This window comes from Bradyrhizobium sp. 153, from assembly GCF_023073835.1.
Lineage (GTDB): Bacteria > Pseudomonadota > Alphaproteobacteria > Rhizobiales > Xanthobacteraceae > Bradyrhizobium.
On sequence record NZ_JADPKH010000136.1, the window covers coordinates 1 to 661 of the forward strand.

Here is a 661-nt window from a genome sequence, read left to right on the forward strand (position 1 = left end):
CCGTCATCGAATTGATGGCGGCCTTTGGGCGTGAGATCGAGCCACATGAAGGCACCCATCAAATTTTCAATGCCACGGGAATATGCCGAGTACGTGTGGAAGATCTCGCCAGCCTCGTTTTTGGCAAATATGCTGGCGCCCATCATGTCTTCGCTGCTCTTGAGCGGGATCGTGTCGTAATTGAACTTGGCTGTGCCAGCGGCCAGGTCCTCCCTTTTGAATGACACCCCGAAATCAAAGTTGAAGTCGCTGCCATAGGATGACACCCACGGAAAGGTCCAGCCCAAAGCGCGTTTCACTTGCTCGATTCGCTCGATTGGCGCGCGTGAAATCACAGCAAATGACAGGTCGGCATCATGGAAGTGCTTGCGCGCGGCGTCGAAATGATCGGCGACGAATGAGCATCCTTTGCAAACGTGATCGGAGCCCGGGGTCAGCATGAAGTGATAGACGGCGAGTTGGCCGCGACCATTGAACAGATCGGAAAGTGTGTACTTGCCATCCGGTCCCTCGAAGACGTAGGGCTTCTCGATTTTTACCCACGGCAAATGGCGTCGCTTTTCTCTAAGTTCGTCGAGCTTGTGCGTCATCTCCTTCTCTTCGACGAACAATGCCCTACGTGCGGAAAGCCATTCCTCACGCGAGACGACTTTGGGTGGAG

General features: G+C 54.5%; 1 protein-coding gene. It reads right to left on the reverse strand.

Features of this window, described 5'->3' with window-relative positions:
* Positions 1-661, reverse strand: a 661-nt coding sequence (locus tag IVA91_RS31840; RefSeq protein ID WP_247460151.1) for a thioredoxin family protein, incomplete at both ends; no start/stop codon positions are given.